This is a genomic window from Methylobacterium sp. yr668 (assembly GCF_900116245.1).
In the GTDB taxonomy this organism is placed as follows: domain Bacteria; phylum Pseudomonadota; class Alphaproteobacteria; order Rhizobiales; family Beijerinckiaceae; genus Methylobacterium.
In genome coordinates this window covers 21,440-43,411 of sequence record NZ_FOZY01000002.1, presented here as the reverse complement: position 1 = coordinate 43,411, position 21,972 = coordinate 21,440, and the positions used below count along the sequence as shown (strand labels likewise).

Genomic DNA, 21,972 nt, shown 5'->3' with positions numbered 1-21,972 from the left:
TGCTCCCCGGGATCCGCTCGTATCGTGAATACAGCCGTGATTCGAACCGCTTGACGCGTTCGGGGCGCGGGTCTGAGGGGGACTCGGTACGCAACGGCGAGGGACAGATCATGCGGAAGGGCAGGCGAGTTCCGGCTTGGCTGGCGAGGCGGACCTACTTCAAGCGGATCGAGCGCTGGGCGAAGCCCGGCAAGGCGCGCAAGGCGGCGCAGCCCCCTGAGACACCGGCAGCCGCGATGCCCTCCAACGTCGTGCCGTTCCCGATCCGGATGAATCGGCCGGATCGACCCGCCTTCGAGGACCTGCGAGGCGTCGGCACGGCCTAGAGGCCGGCTCCGCCGGGGGCTTGCCGGGCGCGCGGGAACACGGGATCCTGCGCCGTCGGAGCCGAGACCGGGAGGATGCGTGCCGCACGACGGGTCGGATCCGCGCGCGTCGGCGCCTCCCCGGAAGCGGGCGAGGGGCCTGCGCGCGGCGCTCGGGGCGACGGCGCTCGGTCTCGGCCTCCTGGGGGCCGGCACCGCCGCGCTCTGGCGCTACGCCGACGCGCTGCCGCCCCTCGACCTGGCCGCGGCCGAATCACGCTCGACGGTGGTGCTGGATCGGTCCGGCACGCTGCTGCGCCCCTTCGCGACCACGGACGGGCGCTGGCGCCTGCCGGTCACCGCGGAGGCGGTCGATCCGCGCTACCGGGCGATGCTGCTCGCCTACGAGGATCGCCGCTTCGCCGCGCATCCCGGCATCGACCCGGCCGCGGTGCTGCGCGCCGCCGGCCAGTGGCTGACGCGCGGCCGCATCGTGTCCGGCGCCTCCACCCTGTCGATGCAGGTGGCGCGCCTCGTCGAGCCGCGGCGCGAGCGGTCGCTCGAGGCCAAGCTCCGCCAGATGGTGCGGGCGGTCGCGCTGGAGCGGCGCCTCGGCAAGGCCGGGCTGCTCGACCTCTACCTGGCGCTGGCCCCCTACGGCGGCCCGCTGGAGGGCGTGCGCGCGGCGAGCGTCGCGTATTTCGGGCGCGAGCCGGTCCGGCTGACCGCCGCGCAGGCGGCCCTGCTCGTCGCCCTGCCGCAATCGCCCGAGACCCGCCGTCCGGACAGGTTCCCCGAGCGCGCCCGCGCCGCCCGCGACCGGGTCCTGGCGGTGGCCGTCGCGCGGGGCATCCTCACGGCGGCGGAGGCCGAGGCCGCCCGGGCCGAGCCGGTGCCGACGGCGCGCAAGCCGTTCCCGATGCTCGCGGCGCACGCCGCCGAGGAGGCGGTGGCGGCCGATCCCGGTGCCGCCACGATCCGCCTCGCGATCGACGGGCGCCTGCAGGAGCGGCTGGAAACCCTGGCGGCCGAGCGCGCCGCCGCCGCCGGCCCGGACCTCTCGGCCGCGATCCTCGTCCTCGACAACCGCGACGGCCGGGTGCTCGCCCAGGTCGGCAGCGCCGGCTACCTGGACCCCGCCCGGCGCGGCGCCATCGACATGACCCTGGCGGTGCGCTCGCCCGGCTCCGCGCTGAAGCCCTTCGTCTACGCCATGGCCTTCGCGGACGGTCTCGCGCATCCCGAGACCCTGCTGGAGGATCGCCCGGCGCGCTTCTCGGCGAGCTACGCGCCGGAGAATTTCGACCTGACCTTCCAGGGCACGGTCACGGCCCGGCGGGCCCTGCAGTTCTCGCTGAACGTGCCGGCGGTCGAGCTGATGGACGCGGTCGGTCCCGCCCGCTTCATCGCCCGGCTGCGCGCCGCCGGGGCCGGGATCCAGCTCCCGCGGGAGGCGGCCCCGGGGCTGCCGGTCGCGCTGGGCGGCCTCGGCATCACGGTCACCGACCTCGCTCGGCTCTACGCGGGGCTCGCCCGCGGCGGCGCGGTTCCGGACCTGCTGCGCCGCGCCGACGGGGTCGCGGCCGAATCCCGGCACCGCGTCGCCGAGCCCGTGGCGGCCTGGTACATCGCCGACATCCTGCGCGGGACACCGCCGCCGGAGAACGCCCTTCCGAACCGCATCGCCTACAAGACCGGCACCTCCTACGGGTACCGCGACGCCTGGGCCGCCGGCTTCGACCGCCACGCGACGATCGTCGTCTGGGCCGGGCGCCCGGACGGTGCCGCGGTGCCGGGGCTGGTGGGCCGCACCGTCGCGGCGCCGATCCTGTTCGACGCCTTCGCGCGCCTCGGGATCGAGACCGAGCCGGTGCCCCAGCCGCGGGACGCGCTGGTGGTCGGGACGGCGGGCCTGCCGCCGCCGCTGCGGCACCTGCGGCGCGAGGCGGCCGAGGCGGCGGGACCGTCGCTGCGGATCGCCTATCCGCCGGACGGGGCGCGGATCGATCTCGGCCTCGCGGCGGACCGGCACGGCGCCGCGGCGGGCGGCCCGGGTCTCGCCCTCAAGGCCCTGGGCGGCGTGCCGCCGCTCACTTGGCTGGTCGACGGTCAGCCGGTCGTGCAGACGCCGCGGCGGAAGGCCGAGTGGGCCCCGGGGGGCGCCGGCTTCGCGCGGATCTCGGTCCTGGACACGACCGGCGCCACCGACAGCGTGTCCGTCCGCCTCGAGTGAGCCGACGGCGGGTTCCCTCGGCTCAGCGGCCGATCCCGAGGCCGCGCTGGGCGCCGGCCGGGCCGCGCGCCTCGCAGGATTCCAGCGCCGCGGCGAGGCGCGCCGCGCTGGCCGCGGACCCGTAAGACAGGTTGAGGACAGTGGAGAGGATCCCGACGCTCACGAGCACGCCGAGGGCGGCCGCGCCGAGCAGAACGGCGGTGATCAGCCTGTTGCGCCGCAGGTCCGCCGTCAGCGACCCGATGAGGTCCCGGTTGTGTTCGGCGAGACCGTTCCGCGCCGCCACCAGCTCGTTGTACATGTTCGTGATGGCGTTGGTGGACATGTACACCAGCAGCAGGTGGACGACGAAGTCGTCGTCCGTCGTGGTGTTGAGGGCGGCCGCGATCCGCACGGCGAGCTGACGCTCCCAGGGCTGGAGATCGCGGCCGTGGACCGACCGGTAGAACCGCTCGAGGTTGGTCACGGCCGGAGGGCATCCCGCCACGCCGTGTGAAAGTTGCGCCGCAGGCGGCGGCCCTCGACCCGCAGGCGCATCGGCGCGCTGTTCGCCAAGGCCTGCCAGGTCGTGTTCTGCACCCGCAGGGCCTCGATCAGCCGCTCGCCGATCCGCTCGATCTCGATGACGCGAAAGTTCGACTGCTTCCGCAGGGATCGCACGAGATCGGACGATTCGAGATAGTCGAAATTGGTCGCCTGGGCGGTGTTCTTCGCCAGGATCGCCCGGTCGCACTCGATCAGCATGGGCCGGAGCTCGCGCAGGACCTCCAGGGCTGTGGGATCCACCGCGCCGGCCGCGACGACCACGGCGAGGCGGACATTCGCCTCCCGGCAGCTCTCCACGATGATCTCGGTGCACCGACGGGTCGTCTCGGTGTCGCCGGCCGGGAAGTCGACCACGACGAGGCGCTCGGCCGCCTCGGTCACGCGCTCGATCAGGTCCTGGCACAGGGTCGGGTCGACGCAGCCCGTGCTGTCCTCGGCGCGCAGCCGCTGCCGGATGGCGGTGATACCGGGACGGCGCGGGACGAAGTTGTCGCTGCCGGGCGTGGTCTCCTGCATGAGCGCCGTGTGGAAGTGCCGGTTGGCCGGGTCGGTGTCGATTGCCAGCACCGGACCGACCTCCGCGCAGAGATCGGCCACTTGGAGGGCGATGGTCGTCTTGCCGACGCCGCCCTTGCCGCCGAGGCAGAGCACGAGAACCTTCGCGGCGGCGCCCAGGAGATCGCGCTGGATGTCCTGGATCTCGTCCGGGCTGTACCAGGCCGGAACCTTGCTCTGCGTCGTGTCGGTCATGCGGTGTCTCCTTGCTGATACGCGCGGGGTGGCCGCCGGACGCGCGCTCCGCGCGCGGCACCGGGCTGCGGGATCTCGGGGGTTCACGGGCTCGGGCCGGGCCGCACGGCCCGCGTGGGCGGGACGCGGCGCGCGCCGGCTCGACGGCGCGCCCGGGATGCCGGTCGCATCACGCGCGGGATCCGGTCGTGCACGGGTCGGCAGAGGCGCGGCCGCCTCGTGCTCGTGGCCCGGATGTGGACGGCCGACGCTCGGGTTCCGCGATGACGTCCGTCGCCACGATCTGCACTCCGTTGCTGGATCCGCTTCGCCGACGGCTCCGGCCGCAAGTCTTCCTCGCCGCGGCCGAGGGCCATGCATGATCATGCTCGGACCTAGGGAGGACGCAAGCCTCGAAAAATCGGATCTCTCCTCGACGAATGCTCTAGAATGAGATCGTTAATGAAGATTTATATTTATAAAATATGCAATGATGAGCGAAGTACGACTATTATATCTGGATGAACACACAACATCCCGGACATCGTCCGCAATTCGATCGATTCGGCCGGCCGGAATCCGCGCGGGTCATCTGGGCCGCGGGCCTTGCCCTGCCCTGTCGGCGGTGACCCGGTCGTCACCGCGCCGCGGCGAGGGACGCGAACACGTCGATGAGGCCGTTCACCAGGATCTGGGTCCCGACGCACAGGAGCAGGAAGGCGAAGAGGCGGCCCATCACCCGGGCGCGGGCCGGGCCGATGAAGGCGACGACCCGGTCGGCGGAGGCGTAGAGAACCGCGACCGTGGCGGCGACCGCGAGGGCCGCCAGCGTGACGCCGATGTAGAAGCCGAAGCGCTCCGCGTAGGCCTCCGGCCGGTTGGCCCCCAGGGTGATGGCGACCGCGATCGTCCCCGGCCCGGTGGTGAACGGGAGCGTCAGGGGGAAGAAGGCGATGTCGGCGAGGGGGCCGGGGGCCGGGTCGCCCGGCGGCTCCGCGGGGGCCGGGCCGCGACCCGCCGACCCGGAGGCCTCGGCCTGCTTGCGCGCCTCCCGGGCCTCGGGCCGGTTCAGCTGGGTCCAGGCCGACGACATGACCACGAGGCCGCCGGCGATGCGCAGCGCACCCAGGGTGACGCCGAAGAAGTTCAGGATCGGCGTGCCCGCCCAGAGGGCGCCGAGCATCACCAGGGCGGCGTAGACGCCGATCCGGCGCGACAGCAGCACGCGCTCGGCGTGGCTGAAGGCGCCCGCCACCTGCGCGAAGATGAAGGCGCCCCCGACCGGGTTCACGATCGAGAACAGCGCCGACAGGGCGAGCAGGAACTGCTGGGTGGTGAAGTCGAGGCTCATCGGGGTCAACCCGGGGAGGGGGCCGGCACCAGCACCCGGGCCGGCGCGAGGCGGCGGGCGCGACGCACCTGCTGGACGGCCACCGGCCGGTAGAGCTGCTTCGTCGCGTCGACCACGTGCAGGCCCGCGAAGGGCAGGGACAGGCCGGTGCCGAGCCACTCCCAGGCGGGCCCGGTGCGCAGCATCAGGCGCGAGCGGGCCGGCGGCATGTACAGGGTCTCGGCCCAGCTCACCGGTGAGAACAGCGTGTCGCGCATGAGCCGACCGAGCTGCGAGCGGCTGTAGGGCTGGCCGTGGCCGAAGGGCGTCGCCTCCCGGCGGGCCCAGACGCCCCGGCGGTTGGGCACGACGAGGATCATGCGGCCGCCCGGCGTCAGGGTGCGCCAGACCTCCTGCAGCAGCTCCGTCGGGCTCTCCACCGATTCGAGGGCGTGGACCAGGATGACCCGGTCGATGGCGGCCTCCGGCAGCGGCATCATGGTGGGATCGGCGAGCGCTGCGCAGGAGCGCCCGGTGCCCGGCCAGTTCACCACGCCCTGCGAGGCCGGCATGAAGGCGAGGGTGCGCTCGGCGATGCAGTGGACCGGCCCGAGATACGGCGTCGCGTAGCCGATCCCGAGGACGCGCAGCCCCGAGACCGAGCCGAGGAAGTCGTGGAGCGCGCGGCCGACCACGCGGTGCGTCGTGCGGCCCAGAGGGCTGGCGTAGAAGGCCCGCAAGCCGTTGACGTCGAGGCGCATGGAGGGACAGGAGATCGCGGACGGAACGGTCGTCGTACTCAATGGTGAGCCGCGCGCCGCGCGGCAAGCGCCGGAGGAACCTCGCCGGACCATCACCTGTTCACGGCAACAGATTTCGCGCCGCTTCGCGCCCGTTCGCGTTCTTGGGAGACCCCGTCCGATGGCCGCCGAGACCGAGATTCGCACCTTCCTCTGCCGCAGCGACAACATCGGCGTGCTGATCCGCGATCCGCAGACCGGCGCCTGCGCGGCGATCGACGTGCCGGAGGCCGGACCGGTCCTCCGGGCCCTCGACGAGACCGGCTGGCGGCTGACCGACATCCTCGTGACCCACCGGCACGCCGACCATGTCGAGGGCATCCCGGAGGTGAAGCGGGCGACCGGCGCCCGGGTGGTCGCCCCCGCCAGGGCCGGCGACGCGGTCCCACAGGTGGACGTGACCGTGCGGGAGGGCGACACGGTCACGGTCGGCAGCCTAGAGGCGCAGGTCTGGGAGACGCCGGGCCACTGCGCCGACCACGTGACCTACTGGTTCGCGAAAGCCGGCCTCGTCTGCGCCGGCGACACCCTGTTCACCCTCGGCTGCGGGCGCGTGATGGAGAGCCCGCCCGAGACCCTCTACCGCTCCCTGCGGCGCTTCGACGACCTGCCCGACGCCACGCAGGTCTTCAGCGGCCACGACTACGTACTCTCCAACGCGCGCTTCGCCCTGGCGGCCGATCCGGACAACCCGGAGCTGAGGAAGCGCCTCGCCGAGGCCGAGCGCGCCCAGGCGGAGGGGCGGTTCCTCATCCCTTCGACCATGGGTGCGGAGCGGGCGACCAACCCGTTCCTGCGCAGCGGGCAGCCGGCCCTGGCGCGATCCGTCGACCTTCCGCCGGAAAGCGATCCCGAAGCGGTGTTCGTCGCCTTGCGGGCGTGGAAGAACCGCTTCTGACGCAGGTGATAACGAGAAAAATTTGTTGCCTTCTCAAGGCAAACTGACACATAGGGGTGTTTAAGCGGTCCTAATCCGCTCAGGTAACCGGGCTCCCGGGGGGAAGCCGTAACGTCAACGCGAAGCGCCGGGACGCTTCAGCCGGTATGATGGGGGTCCGTCTCGCCCTACCACCTGTCCACTTCCCGCCTTCCGCTTCCTTTCCTCAAGCCAGAGTCCGACGGGTCCAAGGAGGAGGCGCTCAGCGCCAAGGCCAAGATCACCGTCGCCGACGCCGAATCCGGCACACTCCGCGAGAGCGGTGAGGCGGCCAGTCCCGCCCGCCCGCGGGCGCCGGTCGCGGCCGACGTGCGGCTCCTCGGGATCGCCACCGAGCACCTCTCGCGGCTCGGGCCCAAGCGCGTGACGGTCGTGGCCGTCGCCGCCGAGGCCGGCATGACGCACGCGAACGTGTACCGCTACTTCCCGTCGAAGGACGCGCTCCTCGACGCGGTGGCGGGCCGCTGGCTGCGCGAGGTCGAAGCCCGGCTAGCCGGCATCGCCGACGCGCCCGATCCCGCCGATGACAAGATCGAGCGGCTCCTGACCGCCCTCGCGACGGTCCAGCGGGACGCCCTGTTCGACGAGCCGAACCTGTTCGCGGTCCATCTCGACGCCACCGTCTCGGCACGGCCGATTGCCCGGCGGCACCGCGTGCGGCTGCGCAGCCTCGTCGAGCGCGTGGTCGAGGAGGGCATCACCTCCGGGATCTTCTCGGCCCGGGACCGGGAACGGGCGATCGCCTACATCTTCGACGCGAGCTACCGCTTCACGCATCCGCTGGCGATCCAGCACGATGCCGAGGTGCCGCGCGACCTGATCGAGGCCCGGTTCGGGGCCGTCATCCACGCGATCCAGCGGGTCCTGCGCTCCGGCATCCTCTGATCCGGCGCGCACCCACAGGCTCTCTCGAAGGCCCGGACAGACTGTCCGGGCCTTCGTCGTTCGTGCGCCCTCCCGCGCCGCACGCCGCCCGCCGCGACCCGAAATGACAGGATTCCAGATCTGTCATCGCGGCTTCGCGACCGTCCCGCGCCAGGGTGCACTGCACCTAAAACACTCGCGACGTTGACGTTTCGGAGGCACCGTCGGGACGCTCGAGGGCGATCCGACGGCCTGGACACGCCGCCCGCGCGGCCCTCATCGGGTTGAAGCCACGGTGCTTTTCGGCCACACAGCCGCGCAGATTTCAGAGTGGCGAATCCGGCCTCGGACCCTGACGGACGAGGAGCTCCGGCCTCGCGCAACGCATCACCGAAGTCGAACGCAGCGGAGACACATCCGACATGGCTCGCAACAAGATCGCGCTCATCGGCGCCGGCCAGATCGGCGGCACCCTGGCCCTTCTGGCCGGCCTCAAGGATCTCGGGGACGTGGTGCTGTTCGACATCGTCGACGGCGTGCCGCAGGGCAAGGCGCTGGACATCGCCGAGGCCGCCCCGGTCGAGGGCTTCGACGCGACCTACGCGGGTGCCAGCGACTACGCCGCCATCAAGGGCGCCGACGTGGTGATCGTGACCGCCGGCGTGCCGCGCAAGCCCGGCATGAGCCGCGACGACCTGATCGGCATCAACCTCAAGGTCATGCAGGCCGTCGGCGAGGGCATCAAGACCCACGCGCCGGACGCCTTCGTGATCTGCATCACCAACCCGCTCGACGCCATGGTGTGGGCGCTGCAGAAGTTCTCGGGCGTCCCGACCAACAAGATCGTCGGCATGGCCGGCGTGCTGGATTCGGCGCGCTTCCGCCACTTCCTCGCCGAGGAGTTCAAGGTGTCGGTGGAGGACGTCACGGCCTTCGTGCTCGGCGGCCACGGCGACGACATGGTGCCGCTGACCCGCTACTCGACGGTGGCGGGCGTGCCGCTGACCGACCTCGTCAAGCTCGGCTGGACCACCCAGGAGAAGCTCGACGCCATGGTCGACCGCACCCGCAAGGGCGGCGGCGAGATCGTCAACCTGCTCAAGACCGGCTCGGCCTTCTACGCGCCCGCCGCCTCCGCCATCGCCATGGCCGAGAGCTACCTGCGCGACAAGAAGCGGGTCCTGCCCTGCGCCGCCTACCTCGACGGCCAGTACGGCGTGAAGGGCATGTTCATCGGCGTGCCGATCGTGATCGGTGCCAACGGCGTGGAGCGCGTGCTCGAGGTGACCTTCGACGCGGCCGAGAAGACCATGTTCGACAAGTCGGTCGCCTCGGTGACGGGACTCATCGAGGCCTGCAAGGGCGTCGACAGCAGCCTCGCCTGACCGGTAAGCGGATACCGGGCAGCGCGTAGCGGTCGGAGATTCGCATCTCGATCACTCGATTTCTCTACGCGCCGCCCGCTGCCACCTATTCGCTCCTCCTTACGAGGCTCCGATGAATATCCACGAATATCAGGCCAAGGCCGTGCTGAAGGAGTTCGGCCTGCCCGTCTCCCGCGGCGTGGCCATCTTCAACCCGTCGGAGGCCGAGGCCGCCGCCAAGGAGCTCGGCGGCCCCGTCTGGGTCGTCAAGAGCCAGATCCACGCGGGCGGACGCGGCAAGGGCACCTTCAAGGGCGCGCCCGAGGGCGCCAAAGGCGGCGTGCGCGTCACCAAGTCGATCGACGAGGTCAAGCAGTTCGCCGGCGAGATGCTCGGCCAGACGCTGGTGACCATCCAGACCGGCCCGGCCGGCAAGCAGGTCAACCGCCTCTACATCGAGGAGGGCGCCCAGATCGCCGAGGAGTTCTACCTCTCGATGCTGGTCGACCGCGCCACGGGCGGCGTCGCCTTCGTGGTCTCCACCGAGGGTGGCATGGACATCGAGGCGGTCGCCCACGACACGCCCGAGAAGATCCACACGATCGCGGTCGACCCGGCCACCGGCGTTATGCCCCACCACGGCCGCGCCGTCGCCAAGGCGCTGGGCCTGTCCGGCGCCCAGGCCAAGGAAGCGGCCGCGCTGACCGAGAAGCTCTACGCGGCCTTCGTGGCCAAGGACATGAGCCTTCTGGAGATCAATCCGCTGGTGCTGACCGCCGATGGGCACCTCAAGTGCCTCGACGCCAAGATGGCCTTCGATTCGAACGCCCTCTACCGGCACGCGGACATCATGGCGCTCCGCGACGAGACCGAGGAGGACGCCAAGGAGATCGAGGCGTCCAAATACGACCTCGCCTACATCGCGCTCGACGGCACGATCGGCTGCATGGTCAACGGCGCCGGCCTCGCCATGGCGACGCTCGACATCATCAAGCTCTACGGCGAGGAGCCGGCGAACTTCCTCGATGTCGGCGGCGGCGCCTCGGAGGAGAAGGTCACGGCGGCGTTCAAGATCATCACCGCCGACCCGAACGTGAAGGGGATCCTCGTCAACATCTTCGGCGGGATCATGAAGTGCGACGTGATCGCCAACGGCGTGATCGCGGCCGTGAAGGCGGTGGGCCTGCAGGTGCCGCTGGTGGTGCGCCTCGAGGGCACCAACGTCGAGCAGGGCAAGGCGATCATCCGCAATTCCGGCCTCAACGTCATCCCGGCGGACGACCTCGACGACGCCGCCCAGAAGATCGTCGCCGCCGTGAAGGGAGCCTGATCATGTCGGTGATGATCGACGCCAACACCAAGGTCATCTGCCAGGGCTTCACCGGCAAGAACGGGACCTTCCACTCCGAGCAGGCCATCGCCTACGGCACCAAGATGGTCGGCGGCACGAGCCCCGGTAAGGGCGGCTCCAGCCATCTCGGCCTGCCGGTCTTCGACACGGTCGCGGAGGCGCGCGACGCCACCGGCGCCGAGGCCTCGGTGGTCTACGTGCCGCCGCCGGGCGCCGCCGACGCGATCTGCGAGGCGATCAGCGCCGAGGTGCCGCTGATCGTCTGCATCACGGAGGGCATCCCGGTGCTCGACATGGTGCGGGTGAAGCGGGCGCTGACGGGCTCGAAGTCGCGCCTCGTCGGGCCGAACTGCCCGGGCATCGTCACGGCGGGCGAATCGAAGATCGGCATCATGCCGGCCAACATCTTCCGGCCGGGCTCGGTCGGCATCGTGTCCCGCTCGGGCACGCTGACCTACGAGGCGGTGTTCCAGACCTCCAATGCCGGCCTCGGCCAGACCACGGCGGTGGGCATCGGCGGCGACCCGGTGAAGGGCACCGAGTTCATCGACGTGCTGGAGCTGTTCCTCGCCGACCCGAAGACCGAGTCGATCGTGATGATCGGCGAGATCGGCGGCTCGGCCGAGGAGGAGGCGGCGCAGTTCCTCAAGGACGAGGCCAAGCGCGGGCGCAAGAAGCCGATGGTCGGCTTCATCGCCGGCCGCACGGCGCCTCCGGGCCGCCGCATGGGCCATGCCGGCGCGATCATCTCGGGGGGCAAGGGCGGCGCCGAGGACAAGATCGCCGCCATGGAGGCCGCGGGCATCCGCGTGTCGCCGTCGCCGGCCCGGCTGGGCTCGACGCTCGTCGAAGTGCTGAAGGGCTAAAGGCCCGCGCGCCTGCGTCGCGGCCATCGCAGGGCCGCGACGCCCATATCGGGCGTGCAGACGATCTCAGCGGGGCGGTCACCCGCCCCGTTTCGGTTCGAGGGCGCTCCGCCGCGCTGACGGGGAGCCCGGAGGGCAGGGGAGCCTGCCCGCGCGATCAGGATGGACGCACCATGGCACGCCAGGACGTGAACGAAGCGCTCCTCGAAACCTCGTTCCTGTACGGCGCCAACGCCGCCTACATCGAGGAATTGCAGGCGGCCTACGCCCGCAACCCGTCCTCGGTGGATCCGGAGTGGCAGACCTTCTTCAAGGGGCTCGGCGAGGACGAGACCCTGGTCGAGAAGAACGCCGCCGGCGCCTCCTGGGAGAAGCCGCACTGGCCGGTGCCGCTCAACGGCGAGCTGGTCTCGGCGCTCGACGGCAACTGGGGCGCCCTGGAGAAGGCGATCGGCGACAAGATCGTCGCGCGGGAAGCCAAGGAGCCCAAGCCCGGCAAGCCGCAGGACAGCGTCACCGCCACCACCGGCGTGTCGGTGGAGCAGGCGACCAAGGATTCGGTGCGGGCGATCATGCTGATCCGCTCCTACCGGATGCGCGGCCACCTGCACGCCAAGCTGGACCCGCTGGGGCTCGCGCCGCGGGGCGATCACGAGGAGCTGCACCCGCAGCATTACGGCTTCACCGAGGAGGCCGACTGGGACCGTCCGATCTTCCTCGACAACGTCCTCGGCCTGCAGTTCGGCACGATCCGCGAGATCGTCGGCATCCTGGAGCGGACCTACTGCCAGACCCTCGGCGTCGAGTTCATGCACATCTCGGATCCCGCCGAGAAGGCGTGGATCCAGGAGCGCATCGAGGGCAAGGACAAGGAGATCTCCTTCACCCCCGAGGGGCGCCGCGCGATCCTCAACAAGCTGATCGAGGCCGAGGGCTTCGAGAAGTTCCTCGACCTCAAGTACACCGGCACCAAGCGCTTCGGCCTCGACGGCAGCGAGGCGATGATCCCGGCGCTGGAGCAGATCATCAAGCGCGGCGGCGCGCTCGGCGTGCGCGAGATCGTGCTCGGCATGGCCCATCGCGGCCGGCTCAACGTGCTCACCAACGTGATGGCCAAGCCCTTCCGGGCGGTGTTCCACGAGTTCAAGGGCGGCTCGGCCTCCCCGGCCGAGGTCGAGGGCTCGGGCGACGTGAAGTACCACCTGGGCGCGTCCTCGGACCGCGCCTTCGACGGCAACAACGTCCACCTGTCGCTCACCGCCAACCCGTCCCACCTCGAGATCGTCGACCCGGTGGTGCTCGGCAAGGTCCGCGCCAAGCAGGACCAGTGGGCCAAGCCCAACATCGAGCGCCGCACGGTGCTGCCGCTCCTGATCCACGGCGACGCCGCCTTCGCGGGCCAGGGCGTGGTGGCGGAGTGCTTCGGCCTGTCGGGCCTGAAGGGCCACCGCACCGGCGGCTCGGTGCACTTCATCATCAACAACCAGATCGGCTTCACGACCGATCCGCGCTTCTCGCGCTCCTCACCCTACCCGTCCGACGTCGCCAAGATGGTCGAGGCGCCGATCTTCCACTGCAACGGCGACGATCCGGAAGCCGTCACCTTCGCCGCCAAGGTCGCGGTGGAGTACCGGCAGAAGTTCGGCAAGCCGGTCGTGATCGACATGCTGTGCTACCGCCGCTTCGGCCACAACGAGGGCGACGAGCCGGCCTTCACCCAGCCGAAGATGTACCAGCGGATCCGCAAGCATCCGTCGGTGCTGGAGAGCTACGGCCGCAAGCTCGTCGAGAACGGCTCGGTGACCCAGGAGGCGCTCGACGCCCGCAAGGCCGAGTTCCGCGGGATGCTCGACAGCGAGCTCGACGTCGCCAACAACTACAAGGCCAACAAGGCCGACTGGCTCGACGGCCGCTGGTCCGGCGTGAAGGCCGTGCACGAGGACGTGGACGACCCGCGCCGCGGCCGCACCGCCGTGCCGGCCGGGACCCTGCAGGAGATCGGGCGCAGGATCACGCAGGCGCCGCCCGGCTTCCACCTGCACCGCACGATCCAGCGCTTCATGGACAACCGCGCCAAGGCGGTGGAGACGGGGGTCGGCATCGACTGGGCGTCCGCCGAGGCCCTGGCCTTCGGGGCGACGCTCCTCGACGGCAACCGGGTCCGCCTGTCGGGTCAGGACGTGGAGCGCGGCACGTTCTCGCAGCGCCACGCGGTGGTGATCGACCAGGAGAACGAGCAGCGCTTCACGCCGCTCAACGCCATCCGCGAGGGGCAGGCCGCGATCGAGATCATCAACTCGATGCTCTCCGAGGAAGCGGTGCTCGGCTTCGAGTACGGCTACTCGCTCGCCGAGCCGAACGCCCTGGTCCTCTGGGAGGCCCAGTTCGGCGACTTCGCCAACGGCGCCCAGGTGGTGATCGACCAGTTCATCGCGTCCGGCGAGCGCAAGTGGCTGCGCATGTCGGGCCTCGTGCTGCTGCTGCCGCACGGCTACGAGGGCCAGGGGCCCGAGCACTCCTCGGCCCGCCTGGAGCGCTACCTCCAGGCCTGCGCCGAGGACAACATGCAGGTCGCCAACGTCACGACGCCGGCGAACTACTTCCACATCCTGCGTCGGCAGTTGAAGCGCGACTTCCGCAAGCCGCTGGTCCTGATGACGCCGAAGTCGCTGCTGCGCCACAAGCGCGCCGTGTCGAACCTCGACGCGCTCGCCGAGGGCTCGACCTTCCACCGCGTCCTCTGGGACGACGCCGAGGAGGAGGGGGCGCAGAACAAGCTCGTGCGCGACGACAAGATCCGCCGCGTCGTGCTGTGCTCCGGCAAGGTCTACTACGACCTGCTGGAGGAGCGGGAGAAGCGCGGCCTCAACGACATCTACCTGATGCGCGTCGAGCAGCTCTACCCGTTCCCCCTGAAGGCGCTGGCCAACGAGATGGCCCGGTTCCGCAACGCCGACGTGATCTGGTGCCAGGAGGAGCCCAAGAACATGGGCGCCTGGTCCTTCGTCGAGCCCTACCTCGAGTGGGTGCTCGGCCAGGCCGGCTCCGCGGTGAAGCGCGCCCGCTACGTCGGCCGTCCGGCCTCCGCCTCCACGGCGGTCGGCCAGATGTCGAAGCACCAGGCGCAGCTCCAGGCCTTCCTCAACGAGGCCCTGGCGGTCTGATCGTCCGGCCATGGCCTACTTCCTGCTCCGCCTGGAACCACCCCGCCCGAGCTTCCCGTTCGACGCGACGGAGGCCGAGAAGGCGCTGTTCTCGGCGCATTCTGGCTACTGGATGGAGCAGGCGGCCGCCGGCACCGCCATCGCGGTCGGACCCGTCTTCGAGTCCGGCGGCACCTGGGGCCTCGCCCTGGTCGAGGCCGACGACGCGGCCCGGGCCGAGGCGCTCGGCGAAGCAGATCCCGTCCTGATGGCGCAGGCAGGCTTCCGGTACACCGTCTCGCCCGTTCCATCCCTGATCCTGCGGCGCTGACGTCGCGGCCCGACATCCAGAGGAGGCCCCCCGCGGGGCAGAAGAGAGCATGGCAACCGACATCCTCGTCCCGACCCTCGGCGAATCCGTGAGCGAGGCCACGATCGGCCGCTGGTTCAAGAAGCCCGGCGACACGGTCGCGGCCGACGAGCCGATCGTCGAGCTCGAGACCGACAAGGTCACCCTGGAGGTGAACGCCCCGGCGGCCGGCGAGCTCGGCGAGATCCTGGTCAAGGACGGCGAGACCGTGGAGCCCGGTGCCCTGCTCGGCTCGATCGTCGAGGCCGGAGCCGGCGGCGGCACGGCCAAGAAGGCCGCCCCGAAGGAGACCGCCGAGACCAAGGCCGAGAGCCGGAGCGAGGCCCCGAAGGCCGCCGCGCCCGCGAAGGCCGAGGCCCCGGCCCAGGAATCGTCCGCCGGCTACGGCAACCACGGCGATGCCGCCGCCCCCGCGGCCCAGCAGCGCCCGGTCGGAGACAACGGCCCGGCGGTGGCCAAGCTCGCCCGGGAATCGGGTGTCGACCCGTCGTCGGTGAGCGGGTCCGGCAAGGACGGCCGCGTCACGAAGGGCGACATGCTCGGCGCCATCGCCAAGGGGTCGGCCCCGTCGGCGCCCGCCAAGGAGGCCCGTCCGACCCTGCCGCGCGCCCCCTCGGCGCCGGACGACGCCGCGCGCGAGGAGCGCGTGCGCATGACGAAGCTGCGCCAGACCATCGCGCGCCGCCTGAAGGACGCGCAGGACACCGCGGCGATGCTGACGACGTTCAACGACGTCGACATGTCGGCCGTGATGGCGATGCGCAGCCAGTACAAGGACATCTTCGAGAAGAAGCACGGCACGAAGCTCGGCTTCATGGGCTTCTTCACCAAGGCGGTGATCGGCGCCCTCAAGGACGTGCCGGCGGTCAACGCCGAGATCGACGGGCAGGACCTCGTCTACAAGAACTACTACCACATCGGCATCGCGGTCGGCACCGATAAGGGCCTCGTCGTGCCGGTGGTGCGCGACGCCGACGACCTGTCGATCGCCGGCATCGAGAAGAAGATCGCCGGCTTCGGCAAGAAGGCCCGCGACGGCAAGCTCTCCATCGAGGAGATGCAGGGCGGCACCTTCACGATCACCAACGGCGGCATCTACGGCTCGCTGATGTCGACGCCGATCCTCAACGCGCCGCAATCCGGCATCCTCGGCATGCACCGCATCGAGGAGCGCCCGGTGGTCCGCGCCGGCAAGATCGAGGCGCGGCCGATGATGTACCTCGCCCTGTCGTACGACCATCGCATCGTCGACGGTAAGGAGGCCGTGACCTTCCTGGTGCGGGTCAAGGAGGCGCTGGAGGATCCGGCGCGCCTCGTGCTGGACCTCTGAGGCAGCCATGTCGAGCGCTGAGAACAGGGTCGCGATCGTCACGGGTGGTAGCCGCGGCATCGGCCGCGCGGTGGCGCTCCTCCTGGCGGAGCGCGGCTACGCCGTCTGCCTGAGCTACGTGTCGGACGCCGCCGCCGCGCAGGGCGTGGTGGACGCGATCGCGGCCAAGGGCGGACGGGCGCTCGCCGTGAAGGGCGACGTCGGCAACGAGGCCGACGTCATCGCCCTGTTCAAGGCGGCCGACGGCCTCGGCCGCCTCGCGGCGCTCGTCAACAATGCCGGCGTGGTCGACGTGAAGTCTGACGTCGCCGACATGAGCGTCGCCCGCTTGCAGCGCATGATGACCACCAACGTGGTCGGCAGCTTCCTGTGCGCGCGGGAGGCGGTGCGGCGCATGTCGATCAAGCGCGGCGGGGCAGGGGGCGCGATCGTCAACCTGTCCTCGGTGGCGGCGCGCCTCGGCGGCCCCGGCCAGTTCGTGGACTACGCGGCCTCCAAGGGCGCCATCGACTCGCTGACGATCGGGCTTTCCCGCGAGGTCGCCGCCGACGGCATCCGCGTCAACGCGGTGGCGCCCGGCATCATCGCCACCGAGATCCACGCCAGCGGCGGCGAGCCGGACCGGGTCGAGCGTCTCGGCCCCGGCGTCCCGATGAAGCGGGCCGGCACCGCCGAGGAGGTGGCCGCACCGATCGTGTGGCTCCTCTCGGACGAGGCCTCCTACACCACGGGCGCCATCCTCGACATCGGCGGCGGCCGCTGAGGCCAAGCCCCACCTGACATTCCCTGCCCGTCTCGCACGCGGCACGACCGAGCGGAAGCGAAGCCTCATGTCCTACGATCTCGTCGTCATCGGCACCGGCCCCGGCGGCTACGTCTGCGCGATCCGCGCGGCGCAGCTCGGCCTGCGGACCGCGGTGGTCGAGAAGCGCGCGACGCACGGCGGCACCTGCCTCAATGTCGGCTGCATCCCGTCCAAGGCCCTGCTGCACGCGTCCGAGGCCTTCGAGGAGGCCAACACGCACTTCGCCGATCTCGGCATCGACGTCGGCACGCCGAAGCTCGACCTCAAGAAGATGATGGCCTTCAAGGCCGAGGGCGTCGCCGGCAACACCAAGGGCGTCGAGTTCCTGCTCAAGAAGAACAAGGTCGACACCTTCCACGGCACCGGCCGGATCGCCGGCGCCGGCCGCGTCGAGGTCATCGCCGAGGACGGCGGCAACCAGATGCTCGAGACGAAGAGCATCGTCATCGCGACCGGCTCGGACGTGGCGCGCCTGCCCGGCGTCACCATCGACGAGAAGGTCGTGGTCTCCTCCACCGGCGCCCTGGAACTCGACCGGGTGCCGAAGAAGCTCCTCGTCATCGGCGCCGGCGTGATCGGGCTGGAGCTGGGTTCCGTCTGGCGCCGGCTCGGTTCCGAGGTGACCGTGGTCGAGTATCTCGACCGGGTGCTGCCGGGCATGGACGGCGAGGTCGGCAAGCAGTTCCAGCGGATCCTGACGAAGCAGGGCATCGCCTTCAGGCTGTCCACCAAGGTGACGGGCGTCGAGGTCGGCAAGAAGGGCGGCGCGACGGTCACGGTCGAGCCGGCCGCGGGCGGCGCGGCGGAGACGCTGCAGGCCGACGTGGTCCTCGTCTGCATCGGCCGGACGCCCTACACGGAGGGCCTCGGCCTCGACACGGTCGGTGTCCAGCGGGACGACAAGGGCCGGATCCTCACCGATTCCCACTACGCCACCAACGTCACCGGCATCTACGCCATCGGCGACGTGATTGCCGGCCCGATGCTCGCCCACAAGGCCGAGGACGAGGGCGTGGCGATCGCCGAGATGCTGGCCGGCCAGTCCGGCCACGTGAATTACGGCGTGATCCCGAACGTGGTCTACACGTTCCCGGAGGTCGCCTCGGTCGGCAAGACCGAGGAGGAGTTGAAGAAGGACGGCGTGGCCTACAACGCCGGCAAATTCCCCTTCACGGCCAATGGCCGGGCCAAGGCGAACGGCACCACCGACGGGTTCGTGAAGGTGCTGGCCGACGCCCAGACCGACCGGGTACTCGGCGTGCACATCGTGGGCGCGGATGCCGGCAACCTGATCGCCGAGGTGGCGGTCGCGATGGAGTTCGGCGCCTCGTCGGAGGACATCGCCCGCACTTGCCACGCGCACCCGACGCTGACCGAGGCCGTCAAGGAAGCCGCGCTGGCGGTCAACAAGCGCGCCATCCACGTCTGACGGGCCAAGGCCCACGGCTGCGCAGATTGCTACCTCGGCGGGCTCGACCGCCTGCGCGAAGGCCCCCTCTCCCGTGCGGGAAAGGGGCCTTCGCGTTCCGTCACACACCGCGCGCCTCGAACCTGACTGGCCCGCAGAGCGACGGCCCGGCGCGGGGTCAGGCGATCTTGCGCCTGGAATTCGGCAGGTCGGCGATCCGCAGCAGCGCGCTCGGCGCGGGCGGGGCCGTCAGGGCGTTCAGCAGATACGGCCGACGCAGGCCCAGCGCGTTGTGCAGGGCGAGGTCGATGTCGCGGGCGTAGAACGGCATCCGCAGCACGGCGTCGACGCCGAAGTAGCGGCCGGCCTGAGCGACGGGCTCCAGCTCGGACGTGGTCAGCAGGGTGATCCGGGTCGGGAGGCCGAGGGGCTGGATCTGACAGGCCAGTTCGAGCCCGTCGATGCCGCCGAGCTTCACGTCGATGAAGGCGAAGTCGTAGGCGGCGAGCTTCAGCTGCTTGAGGGCGTGGCGGCCGTCATCCGTCTCGTCGAGCTCGATCGCGAACCCGCTGCGCGCCACGACGCGGCTGATGGCCGACCGCCCGGCCGGAGTCGAGCAGGCGAGCAGGGCCCGGGTCGGTGCGCGACGGCGGGCATCCGCGTGGAGCAGCGGCTCGATATGGCTCGGGTCGAGGGGCGTCTTCAGGACTTCGTAGGCGCCGAGGCTCGTGGCGATCTCCTGCCAGTGCGGCAGCACGCGGGTCGCCACCAGCACCAGGCAGGGGGGCTCCGCACCCGCCCGGCGCGCGACGGCGACGGCTTCGGGGCCGCTGAGATCGTCGAGCTGCATTCCCACGAAGGCCAGGGTGGGACGGTGGCGGAGGAGGATGTCGCAGAGCGCCTGACCCGAGGTCGCCTCATCGATCACCGCGCTGGGATCGAATCGCAGGACGATCTCTCTCAGGGAGACGCGGCGGCCCGGATCGCAATCCGCGATTACGACACGTGCCGGCGCCCTCCCATCCTGAAGATCCATGACGCCCGCCCAACCCCATCCCGTTCGTTGCCCATATTGGCTGAAGATCGTGACGAAGCTCTTAAAGAGCGGGATTCTGCACTGGGCGAACCGGAACACGCGCCTATAGACGATGATGAAGGCTCTCGAAGTCGAAGTTTTTAGCAATCTTGCTCAATGGCCAGCCCGCGGATGGGCCGCCGCGTAGGCACTCATGAGGCGGGCGGCGTCGACCTGCGTGTAGAGCTGTGTCGTGGAGAGCGAGGCGTGGCCCAGGAGTTCCTGGATCGCCCGGAGTTCGCCCTGGCGCGCCAGGAGATGGGTTGCGAAGGAATGCCGCAGGGCGTGCGGTGTGGCGCTCTCGGGCAGGCCCAGGGCGCCGCGGGCGCGCGCGACCGTGTACTGGATGATGCGCGGCGAGAGCGGGCCGCCCCGGGCACCGAGAAACAGCGGTCCCTCCGGCGGCAGCGGCAGGGGACAGGCGGCGACGTAGTCCGCCACGGCCTGCGCCACGACGGGCAGGATCGGCACCATGCGCTGCTTGCCGCCCTTGCCGAGCACGGTGACCTGATCGACCCCGGGCAGGGGTGCGTCACGGCGGGTCAGGCCCAGGGCCTCGGAGATGCGCAGCCCCGCGCCGTAGAGCAGCGCCAGCACGGCGGCGTCCCGGGCGAGGACCCAGGGCTCCCGCTCCTCGCCGGCGCGGATCGCGGTATCGGTCAGCGCCACCGCGGCGGAGACGGGCAGGGGACGGGGAAGCCGCCGCGGGACCTTGGGCGAGCGCACACCGCCCAGGGCCGAGACGGTGCCGAAGCCCTCCCGCTCGAGGAAGCGCGCGAAGGAGCGCAGACCCGCCAGCATGCGCATCAGCGAGCGCCCGGAGACCTCGTCGGCCCGGCGCGCGGCCATGAAGCCGCGGATGTCCCGCACCTTGAGGCCGATCAGCATCGGGATCGTCGGCGTCCCCTGACGGGACGCGAGGTGGTGGAGGAACTGCCGGAGGTCGCGCCCGTACGCCTCGACGGTGTTGGACGACATCCGCCGCTCCCGCGCCAGCGCCTCGATCCAGGCGAGGACGGCGTCGCGGAGGCGGGCGTCCCCCGGAAACAGCAGCCGGTCGCCCTGGGTCTCGCGGGTGCTCACATGCGTGCTCATGGCGACACTCGACCGGATCCTCCTTGCCGGGAGCTTAATGCCGGTCGCGGTCCGTCCCCGGCGCTGGACTCGTCCCGCGCGGTGCGCCGTGCCAAGCTGACGCGATGACCCTCCTCGCCTACGCGGCCGCCGCCCTCGCCGAGATCGCCGGCTGCTTCGCGTTCTGGGCCTGGCTGCGGCTCGGGCGGTCGGCCTGGTGGGCGCTGCCGGGCCTCGCCTCGCTGGCGGCCTTCGCGGCCCTCCTGACCCTCGTGGACAGCCCCGCGGCGGGGCGCGCCTTCGCGGCCTACGGCGGCGTCTACGTCGCGGCCTCGGTCCTGTGGCTGTGGCTCGCGGAGGGTCAGCGGCCCGACCGGTGGGACCTCGCGGGCAGCGCGGTCTGCCTCGCCGGAACGGCGCTGATCCTCCTCGGTCGCCGGGGGTGAGTTCGACCCGGCACCGTGCCGGGCCGGCCACGGCCGACCGCTTCCGCGCCCGGAACCTTGGTGAAACCAAGCGTTCACGATACGTACGGCAGCCTCGGGCCGTTCACCGAGCCGTGGAGCCCCATGACCAGCGCCGTCCGCATTCTCGGGATCGACCCCGGACTCCGCCGCACCGGCTGGGGCCTGATCACCGCGCAGGGCACGAAGCTCACCTACGGCGATTGCGGGGTCGTGACTTCGGACGGGGAGCTTCCGCTGGCCCTGCGGCTGCGGGAACTGTTCGAGGGGATCGGCCGCGTCGTCGAGGCCGTTCGGCCCGACGAGGTCGCCGTGGAGGAGACCTTCGTCAACAAGGACGCCCAGGCGACGCTCAAGCTGGGCCACGCGCGGGCGATGGCGCTGCTCGTGCCGGCCCTCGCCGGACTGCCGGTGTTCGAGTACGCCCCCAACCTCATCAAGAAGACCGTCGCGGGCTCCGGCCACGCCGAGAAGGTGCAGATCCAGGCGATGGTCCGCTTCCTTCTGCCGAAGGCCGAGTTCCGCGTCGCGGACGCCGCCGACGCGCTGGCCATCGCGATCACCCATGCCAGTCACCGAGACGCCCACGCCCTGCGGCAGGCGCATCTACCGGGGGGCAAGCGCCGCTCGCTCACCGGTCAGGCGGCCGCGGGACAAGGGCTCGAGGGGAAGGGCTTCTCGGCCGCCGCGGCCGCGCGTATCGAGGCCGCGCTGGCGAAACAAGGCTGACGGGATCGGGAAGAACTTGGTGGGGGAAGTAGGACTCGAACCTACGAAGCTTACGCAGCGGATTTACAGTCCGCCCCCTTTGCCGCTCGGGACATTCCCCCAAGGCGGGCATCGCCCGCGGCGCCCTTATGGTGAGGGGTGGGCCGGGTGTCAACGCTTATGGTGGACCGATCCGCCTCGCCGGACGCGGCAATCGTGGAGAGCGGGACGGTTTCGCTCGGCGTCGCCGCGATCCGGGCGGCCGCGCTT

General features: G+C 71.0%; 20 protein-coding genes and 1 tRNA gene. 14 read left to right on the top strand and 7 right to left on the bottom strand.

Going from position 1 to position 21,972, the window contains the following annotated elements:
• The first annotated feature begins 110 nt into the window (after positions 1–110).
• On the top strand, positions 111–326 hold the full coding sequence (locus BM419_RS02725) for a hypothetical protein (RefSeq protein WP_020093718.1): 216 nt from the start codon (positions 111–113) through the stop codon (positions 324–326).
• A 139-nt stretch (positions 327–465) separates the two neighbouring features.
• Complete coding sequence (gene pbpC / locus BM419_RS02720; RefSeq protein WP_244526981.1) at positions 466–2,538, top strand: penicillin-binding protein 1C; 2,073 nt, start codon at positions 466–468, stop codon at positions 2,536–2,538.
• Between the two features lie 22 nt (positions 2,539–2,560).
• Here pbpC and BM419_RS02715 read toward each other — a convergent pair whose 3' ends face one another.
• The 4 genes from BM419_RS02715 to BM419_RS02700 form a co-directional block, all read right to left on the bottom strand.
• Positions 2,561–3,004, bottom strand: coding sequence for a hypothetical protein (locus tag BM419_RS02715; RefSeq protein WP_091681258.1), 444 nt, complete (start codon positions 3,002–3,004; stop codon positions 2,561–2,563).
• Positions 3,001–3,834 carry a nucleotide-binding protein gene (locus tag BM419_RS02710; protein WP_091924833.1) on the bottom strand — a complete coding sequence of 278 codons (834 nt, stop codon included), beginning with the start codon at positions 3,832–3,834 and terminating at the stop codon, positions 3,001–3,003. The genes BM419_RS02715 and BM419_RS02710 overlap by 4 nt, the downstream gene beginning before the upstream one ends.
• Positions 3,835–4,450: 616 nt before the next feature.
• The gene (locus BM419_RS02705) at positions 4,451–5,164 is read right to left on the bottom strand and encodes a MarC family protein (protein WP_091681254.1); all 714 of its coding nucleotides are present in this window, start codon (positions 5,162–5,164) and stop codon (positions 4,451–4,453) included.
• Positions 5,165–5,169: 5 nt separating this feature from the next.
• Positions 5,170–5,904, bottom strand: a complete 735-nt coding sequence (locus tag BM419_RS02700) for a class I SAM-dependent methyltransferase (RefSeq protein ID WP_042671901.1) — start codon at positions 5,902–5,904, stop codon at positions 5,170–5,172.
• Between the two features lie 160 nt (positions 5,905–6,064).
• Here BM419_RS02700 and gloB point away from each other — a divergent pair, with 160 nt between their 5' ends.
• The 10 genes from gloB to lpdA all read left to right on the top strand — a co-directional run bounded on the left by gloB (position 6,065) and on the right by lpdA (position 18,402).
• On the top strand, positions 6,065–6,841 hold the full coding sequence (gene gloB, locus BM419_RS02695; protein ID WP_091681252.1) for a hydroxyacylglutathione hydrolase: 777 nt from the start codon (positions 6,065–6,067) through the stop codon (positions 6,839–6,841).
• Positions 6,842–7,189: 348 nt separating this feature from the next.
• Complete coding sequence (locus BM419_RS02690; protein WP_012317921.1) at positions 7,190–7,765, top strand: TetR family transcriptional regulator; 576 nt, start codon at positions 7,190–7,192, stop codon at positions 7,763–7,765.
• A 401-nt stretch (positions 7,766–8,166) separates the two neighbouring features.
• Complete coding sequence (gene mdh / locus BM419_RS02685; protein ID WP_042671902.1) at positions 8,167–9,129, top strand: malate dehydrogenase; 963 nt, start codon at positions 8,167–8,169, stop codon at positions 9,127–9,129.
• A gap of 112 nt (positions 9,130–9,241) precedes the next feature.
• On the top strand, positions 9,242–10,438 hold the full coding sequence (sucC, locus tag BM419_RS02680) for an ADP-forming succinate--CoA ligase subunit beta (RefSeq protein WP_020093726.1): 1,197 nt from the start codon (positions 9,242–9,244) through the stop codon (positions 10,436–10,438).
• A gap of 2 nt (positions 10,439–10,440) precedes the next feature.
• Positions 10,441–11,325: a succinate--CoA ligase subunit alpha gene (sucD, locus tag BM419_RS02675; RefSeq protein WP_091924831.1), complete on the top strand. Its 885-nt coding sequence runs from the start codon at positions 10,441–10,443 to the stop codon at positions 11,323–11,325.
• 173 nt (positions 11,326–11,498) lie between these two features.
• Positions 11,499–14,489, top strand: a complete 2,991-nt coding sequence (locus BM419_RS02670) for a 2-oxoglutarate dehydrogenase E1 component (RefSeq protein ID WP_091681250.1) — start codon at positions 11,499–11,501, stop codon at positions 14,487–14,489.
• A 10-nt stretch (positions 14,490–14,499) separates the two neighbouring features.
• A complete protein-coding gene (locus BM419_RS02665; RefSeq protein WP_042671905.1) occupies positions 14,500–14,799 on the top strand; it encodes a YciI family protein in 300 nt (99 codons plus the stop codon).
• Positions 14,800–14,848: 49 nt separating this feature from the next.
• On the top strand, positions 14,849–16,168 hold the full coding sequence (gene odhB / locus BM419_RS02660) for a 2-oxoglutarate dehydrogenase complex dihydrolipoyllysine-residue succinyltransferase (RefSeq protein ID WP_091681248.1): 1,320 nt from the start codon (positions 14,849–14,851) through the stop codon (positions 16,166–16,168).
• 7 nt (positions 16,169–16,175) lie between these two features.
• On the top strand, positions 16,176–16,931 hold the full coding sequence (locus tag BM419_RS02655; RefSeq protein ID WP_020093730.1) for an SDR family oxidoreductase: 756 nt from the start codon (positions 16,176–16,178) through the stop codon (positions 16,929–16,931).
• 67 nt (positions 16,932–16,998) lie between these two features.
• Positions 16,999–18,402 carry a dihydrolipoyl dehydrogenase gene (lpdA, locus tag BM419_RS02650; protein WP_091681247.1) on the top strand — a complete coding sequence of 468 codons (1,404 nt, stop codon included), beginning with the start codon at positions 16,999–17,001 and terminating at the stop codon, positions 18,400–18,402.
• 157 nt (positions 18,403–18,559) lie between these two features.
• Here the strand turns inward: lpdA and BM419_RS02645 are convergent, their stop codons facing one another.
• Both BM419_RS02645 and BM419_RS02640 read right to left on the bottom strand, forming a co-directional pair.
• A complete protein-coding gene (locus BM419_RS02645) occupies positions 18,560–19,309 on the bottom strand; it encodes a response regulator (RefSeq protein ID WP_020093732.1) in 750 nt (249 codons plus the stop codon).
• A gap of 261 nt (positions 19,310–19,570) precedes the next feature.
• The gene (locus tag BM419_RS02640) at positions 19,571–20,551 is read right to left on the bottom strand and encodes a tyrosine recombinase XerC (RefSeq protein WP_091681245.1); all 981 of its coding nucleotides are present in this window, start codon (positions 20,549–20,551) and stop codon (positions 19,571–19,573) included.
• A 104-nt stretch (positions 20,552–20,655) separates the two neighbouring features.
• On the opposite strand from BM419_RS02640, the gene BM419_RS02635 reads away from it, so the two are divergent.
• Positions 20,656–20,976, top strand: coding sequence for a YnfA family protein (locus BM419_RS02635; RefSeq protein ID WP_020093734.1), 321 nt, complete (start codon positions 20,656–20,658; stop codon positions 20,974–20,976).
• A gap of 123 nt (positions 20,977–21,099) precedes the next feature.
• The gene (ruvC, locus tag BM419_RS02630) at positions 21,100–21,723 is read left to right on the top strand and encodes a crossover junction endodeoxyribonuclease RuvC (RefSeq protein ID WP_020093735.1); all 624 of its coding nucleotides are present in this window, start codon (positions 21,100–21,102) and stop codon (positions 21,721–21,723) included.
• 17 nt (positions 21,724–21,740) lie between these two features.
• Here the strand turns inward: ruvC and BM419_RS02625 are convergent.
• Positions 21,741–21,824 (bottom strand) — tRNA-Tyr (locus BM419_RS02625).
• Positions 21,825–21,972: the final 148 nt, after the last annotated feature.

Excerpts from the sequence above, each read along its gene's own strand:
- sucD (WP_091924831.1), top strand. The coding sequence starts at position 10,441 with ATGTCGGTGATGATCGACGCCAACACCAAGGTCATCTGCCAGGGCTTC.
- BM419_RS02725 (WP_020093718.1), top strand. The coding sequence starts at position 111 with ATGCGGAAGGGCAGGCGAGTTCCGGCTTGGCTGGCGAGGCGGACCTAC.
- sucC (WP_020093726.1), top strand. The coding sequence starts at position 9,242 with ATGAATATCCACGAATATCAGGCCAAGGCCGTGCTGAAGGAGTTCGGC.
- odhB (WP_091681248.1), top strand. The coding sequence starts at position 14,849 with ATGGCAACCGACATCCTCGTCCCGACCCTCGGCGAATCCGTGAGCGAG.
- BM419_RS02670 (WP_091681250.1), top strand. The coding sequence starts at position 11,499 with ATGGCACGCCAGGACGTGAACGAAGCGCTCCTCGAAACCTCGTTCCTG.
- mdh (WP_042671902.1), top strand. The coding sequence starts at position 8,167 with ATGGCTCGCAACAAGATCGCGCTCATCGGCGCCGGCCAGATCGGCGGC.
- lpdA (WP_091681247.1), top strand. The coding sequence starts at position 16,999 with ATGTCCTACGATCTCGTCGTCATCGGCACCGGCCCCGGCGGCTACGTC.
- BM419_RS02665 (WP_042671905.1), top strand. The coding sequence starts at position 14,500 with ATGGCCTACTTCCTGCTCCGCCTGGAACCACCCCGCCCGAGCTTCCCG.
- BM419_RS02705 (WP_091681254.1), bottom strand. The coding sequence starts at position 5,164 with ATGAGCCTCGACTTCACCACCCAGCAGTTCCTGCTCGCCCTGTCGGCG.
- BM419_RS02700 (WP_042671901.1), bottom strand. The coding sequence starts at position 5,904 with ATGCGCCTCGACGTCAACGGCTTGCGGGCCTTCTACGCCAGCCCTCTG.
- BM419_RS02710 (WP_091924833.1), bottom strand. The coding sequence starts at position 3,834 with ATGACCGACACGACGCAGAGCAAGGTTCCGGCCTGGTACAGCCCGGAC.
- BM419_RS02640 (WP_091681245.1), bottom strand. The coding sequence starts at position 20,551 with ATGAGCACGCATGTGAGCACCCGCGAGACCCAGGGCGACCGGCTGCTG.
- ruvC (WP_020093735.1), top strand. The coding sequence starts at position 21,100 with ATGACCAGCGCCGTCCGCATTCTCGGGATCGACCCCGGACTCCGCCGC.
- gloB (WP_091681252.1), top strand. The coding sequence starts at position 6,065 with ATGGCCGCCGAGACCGAGATTCGCACCTTCCTCTGCCGCAGCGACAAC.
- BM419_RS02655 (WP_020093730.1), top strand. The coding sequence starts at position 16,176 with ATGTCGAGCGCTGAGAACAGGGTCGCGATCGTCACGGGTGGTAGCCGC.
- BM419_RS02635 (WP_020093734.1), top strand. The coding sequence starts at position 20,656 with ATGACCCTCCTCGCCTACGCGGCCGCCGCCCTCGCCGAGATCGCCGGC.